Origin of the sequence: Novipirellula herctigrandis (assembly GCA_007859835.1) — a bacterium.
GTDB lineage: Bacteria > Planctomycetota > Planctomycetia > Pirellulales > Pirellulaceae > Novipirellula_A > Novipirellula_A herctigrandis.
Map to the genome: position 1 here is coordinate 7,393,315 of SJPJ01000001.1, position 5,020 is coordinate 7,398,334.

The window sequence follows — 5,020 nt, forward strand, 5'->3', positions numbered from 1 at the left end:
CCCCTTTTCTTTCCTTCCCCTTTTCTTTCCTAAAGGCTACCGGAATGCGAAATGATTCACTGGAAATCATCACGACCGTAAACAGAATCGACATGAGGGTCGCATGAAAGGCAAATGTCTGAATCAGTTGAGCATTAGGTGCGAAGAGTACGAACTCGATGCCCGTGAGGCGAAGGTCAGGTGCTGTTGGCAGATTAAAACCACCGAACACGATCTCGACCACGAATAAAATTAAGAACACGCACCCTAAGAGGACCTCTACCCACAGGTAGCGCTGGGCAATGGACGATTGGCAGTGGCGGCAGCTCCCCTCGTTCTTCAACCATCCCCAGACCGGAATATTGTCTCTCATGCTCAGCCGATGGTCGCAAGCAGGGCAATGGCTGGATCCGAGAATGCTACGCCCGCGCGGAACTCGCCAAGCAACGACGTTCAGAAAACTTGCTATACAGCTGCCGAAAAATGCCACGTAGGCATAAATGAAAATGTGCATGATGACGCCATTGCACTGCTGAAGAATCGCAATCGAATCGCTCAGCTGCGGTGAATGGTATCCCTTTTTGGCTAGCAATAGGCTGATCGCCGGTACGATGATGAATAAGTCCACCACCATAAACAGCATGAGCCAGACGAACGACTGGAGAATTCGGAATGCTATGCGACTGGCGGGCACGTTGGTTGGTCTTTCGAGGGAAGAGGTTTGAGTAGCCTAAGTCGCAAGAATTCGCGTTGCTTGTCCAAGTGATTTCACTCTACTGTCTGGAAACGGTAGCTATTGCGCCTGTGAAGGCGATTGAATTATCAGGTGAAAGTCCTGATGGGGGAACATTGATCCGCAAGTTTTTCTACTCATAATTCTTCTGCCAATTCGCAAACCGAAACGAATTTGCAACGTTTCATCAACGGAAGTAGAGGAAGTAAATGATAACAGTTGTCAACATATAGCCTGACCATCGCCATTTCCAGTTCCATAAACAGAATCCGGGAATGGTTGCGACTGCGATCAGAAAGAACGGTAAACGTCCCCAGAAGAATTTTGGCAGCGAATAGTCATCCGACGTACTCAAATAGAAGAAGTGCCCAATCTCGAACAGACAGTAAAACAGTACGACCAACATCAGTAGCAGGACTTCCAGATAAGGAATCAGTATCCTGTGGAGACGGGCGTCGCGGCGCAGTAGATGAAAGGCATGCACGGCCCCCGCGATGCTCGGGACCAAACCAAAAAACGCCGAAAGTAACAACCCGCTCCAGAGCGCTTTGGGGGCCATCATACACAGATTTGCAGAAACCATGGCGCCGAGGAAAGTCGCCCTGTCAGCCGGATCCTTTGTTTTTAAATCCGGATAGCGCGTCAGGATATCGTTAACGACCTCCTGACGCTGGTCACCTTCGAGCAAACTCGCCCGAGCCATCGCTTCTAGGTCCGTGCTCAGCGCATAATCTGAGGTGGCCCACATCGAAATGATGCCGACCGAGAATGCGAATGAAGTGATCGTCATTAGCAGACCGGCAACCAACGCAATCGCCAATGTTTGTTGTTGTGTCTTGGGACGCGTTACAACCACCAACATCAGGCCTACAAAGACCAGTATCAACGGAGCCACCAGTGTGATGGGGCGGGAAACGTAGCCCGGGACATTGGCAAACCACAAATCTGTACGCTCGATGCCCGGCATGGCCTCGTACAATTCCTGCAAATCCAGATCTTTGCTGGGGCCAAAGTTTCTGGCGGCGCCTTCGAACAATGCCCCCAGCCCGAGAAACAAACCGGCCGAAGCACCAATCACCGCCGCGCCGATCACGGATCGCATATTGTTGAAAAAAACGTTTGTGGCCACCGACGCAATCGACGGAGGTTTCACCGAAACAGGCTTGCCATCCATCCACTGGTTTAGATCGTCCGCCAGCGCGCCGGCGGAGCTGTATCGCAAATTGGGATCACGCTCCAGACACTTCATGCAAATCAGGTTTAGCTTTCGATCGATTTTTCGGTCCAGATCGCGTGGAGGAACAATGTCTCCTTCCAGTACTTGCATCAGCATCTCAAACGTTGATTCCGCTTGGTGTGGGGTCTTTCCACATAGCGCCTGATAAAGAATGGCGCCGATAGAATAGATATCCGCCGCAGTAGTGATGTCTTTCTTGGCGGCCGCCTGTTCGGGAGGCATGTAGGCAGGCGTTCCCATGATCGCGCCTGACTGGGTCAGTTGACTATCGCCTTCCACCTGTTTCGCCAGCCCAAAATCGGTGATCAACGGGTTGCCGGCGGCATCCAACAGAATATTGGCCGGTTTGAGGTCACGGTGCAAAACGCCGCGCTGGTGAGCGTAGTGAACGGCCCGCGCGACGTTTTCAATCAGCTTCAGAATCTCTCGCAGGCCTGAGTCTTTCGACGCCAAGAGATGATTGAGCGCCCCGCCTTCAATCAGCTTCATGGAGAAAAAGTGCTGGCCATCGCATTCGCCAATCTCATAGATGGGCACGATGCCAGGATGATCTAGGTTGGCGGCCGCTTCCGCTTCGCGGTGAAACCGCTGCACGTCGTCAGGGGAGGCCAACTGACCGCGCAGGATCATCTTCAACGCGACGACGCGATTCAACTGTAGGTGCCGCGCTTTGTAGACGACCCCCATTCCACCCCGCGCGATCTCCTCGATCAGTTCGTATTCGCCAAAAATCTCACCTGGTGCGATCACGCCACGGTTGGATGCCTTGCCCGGTGGTAACGTTGCGGCAATGTCCCTCGTAGGAGAATCGTCCGCCGCGCCCGTTTCCTCGAGTGCAACATCTTTGAGTAAACATTTTGGGCACAGTCCGCTGGTCAGTTCAGCGGGAATCGGCGTGTCGCAAACTGGGCATATCGAAAGTTGTTTCATGACCAGTGCTATGAAGAAAAACGAGCCAAACGTTACATGTCTGTTGTGATATTTATCGGGAAAATGTCTGAAACAGCATCATGATTTCACCATTGACTTCATCGGGATTGGCTACCGTTTGAGCAATTTCCGCGTGTAAGCGTTCCCGGTAACGCGATCTTAGCCGATGAATGGCGACCTTGACCGCGCCTTCGGTCATGTTCAGCCGCGCTGCCACTTGCTGGTGGGATTCTGTCTCGCCTGGCGTCAGGAATTGAGCCAGATGTTCAAACCATTGCTGCTTGCCGTCGGCAACAAATTCGGCTCTTAGCCCCTCCAGTACCTCGCCCAGCAACGTCACGGCCCAGCGTCTCTGGTAGTGGTTTTCTGGGGTTTGGGAGTCAACCGGCTCCCGTAAGAAACGCTGTTCTCCTTTTTGAAACGAAAATGAAAAGTGTTTTATATCGCCACCGCGTTTGATAGCTTGGGCCTTTTTACGTTCGTTGGCCATAAAATGTGTCAACGAGGTGAGCAAGAATGTGCGGAACTTGCCACGGTCCGGATTGGCGTCGTGGAGGTAGTCTTTCTCGATGATCTTCTCAAAAAAACCTTGGATAATGTCGCACGCTTGGTTGGCGTCGGCTTCCGTCTGCCGGACGAAAGCGTACAGCGGGTACCAGTACTTTTCGCAAAGTGTCGCCAAGGCTTCCCTTGCAATCTTTGAGTGTTCATTCTGCGCAGCCAGAACAAGGCTCCAGTGCGTGGTGTCAAAGCGCGGTGGACCACCGGACCGGCCCATTGTTTCGTCGTCGATTCCCATCAAATCAGTCTAACAGCGCGCCGGCACGAAAGAAAGGTTTTCCTTTCGCCAAAGAATTCCTGTAACGCATTGCTGATTTTGCTTCATATTCTCTTGCGGCGGGCAGCATCAACCTGCTTGTTCGTGATTCAATTCGCAAGATAGTTTTAAGGGCATGACGATGCATACAGATACAGCACACCGTTTTCTAAAGTTGGCGATCATCGGAGTTTCAACATTGTTGTTTTCGGCACAGTTGATCGTCAGCACCAGCTTCGCTCAGGAAGAAGGTCAGGAGCCGCCGGCGTACGAACATCTCAAGCAGTTGGAGCCCTTTGTGGGAAAATGGCAGGGCAAATTTGATCCACCGGGTAACGCGCCGCTGGGCACGATAACCGTCACGACGGCTTGGGTTGGCAACAAAAGCTATCTGTACAGTGAGGTGCTATACACGCCCGATGGAATGGATGCAGTTCTCAATCAAGGCAACACTATGATTGGTTATAACTGGAAAACAAAATCTGTTCATGCTTGGGAATTTGGTTGGGTGACGCAGACGAGCATGCCAGTGGTCGTCACAGAAAACAAAATGATGATGGAAGGCGGGGAGGTGTTTTCCCGTAACGAAAACCGCACGCCCAAGACAACTACGGTCGAGCTTACCGATCCCAATACGATCGTCACCACGAGCCACCATCTGAAGAACGGGCAACGAGTGGCTTACGAACATCTGACGCTGAAACGGATCGAGTAGGAAAGAGTCGCGCGGCAATTTCTCTGTCCTGCACCTGTCGCGTTACTGCGAGACGTTTTTGTGCGATCCAGAGAGGAAAAGGGGAAGGGGGTCGTTTTTTGGGACTTGGTTTGATATTCTCTAGCGAATACGATCAATCTTTCTTTAGCCAACTGATGGTATGCCAAGAATCAAACGTGCCGATGAAGCAGGCTGCATCTATCATGCCCTTAACCGGGGCAATGCGAAAAATGGGAAAGTGCGAAAAATGCCCCCCTTCCCCTTTTCTTTCCTGTCCTTTTGGTCTTGGCTTAATTCTACCTTTACTCTGATAGCAACAACCTGATTTGAATCGAGCCTTGTTGCAATTGTCTTGAAGAATGCCAGCAAGCTTTATCATCGCGGCCTTAACTTCCATCTGCACAAATGCTGATTGCTCGTCGAGAGTCTCCTCAAGGCAATCGGTAAATGGTCCACGGGGATGCGTATTCGTAAGTATGTCGCTACAGCCTTTGATAACGCACGCTGGGAAAGAAAAGGGGAAGGGGGGCATTTTTCGCATTGCCCCGGTTAAGGGCATGGTAGATGTAGCCTGCTTCATCGGCACGTTTGATTCTTGGCATACCATCA

The 5,020-nt window shown here is 51.7% G+C and carries 5 protein-coding genes; 1 reads left to right on the forward strand and 4 read right to left on the reverse strand.

Going from position 1 to position 5,020, the window contains the following annotated elements; translation table 11 throughout:
• From CA13_RS26895 to CA13_RS26905, 3 genes are all read right to left on the reverse strand, one after another.
• The coding region (locus CA13_RS26895; RefSeq protein WP_146401967.1) for a prepilin peptidase at nucleotides 1-673 on the reverse strand (673 nt) is incomplete at its 3' end.
• A 226-nt stretch (nucleotides 674-899) separates the two neighbouring features.
• Nucleotides 900-2,699, reverse strand: a complete 1,800-nt coding sequence (locus tag CA13_RS26900) for a serine/threonine protein kinase (RefSeq protein ID WP_419194880.1) — start codon at nucleotides 2,697-2,699, stop codon at nucleotides 900-902.
• A 232-nt stretch (nucleotides 2,700-2,931) separates the two neighbouring features.
• Nucleotides 2,932-3,678, reverse strand: coding sequence for an RNA polymerase sigma factor (locus tag CA13_RS26905; RefSeq protein ID WP_146401971.1), 747 nt, complete (start codon nucleotides 3,676-3,678; stop codon nucleotides 2,932-2,934).
• A gap of 193 nt (nucleotides 3,679-3,871) precedes the next feature.
• On the opposite strand from CA13_RS26905, the gene CA13_RS26910 reads away from it, so the two are divergent.
• A complete protein-coding gene (locus tag CA13_RS26910) occupies nucleotides 3,872-4,411 on the forward strand; it encodes a hypothetical protein (protein WP_146401973.1) in 540 nt (179 codons plus the stop codon).
• Nucleotides 4,412-4,544: 133 nt separating this feature from the next.
• Here the strand turns inward: CA13_RS26910 and CA13_RS35725 are convergent.
• On the reverse strand, nucleotides 4,545-5,020 hold a 476-nt coding region (locus tag CA13_RS35725; protein ID WP_419194881.1), incomplete at its 5' end, for a hypothetical protein.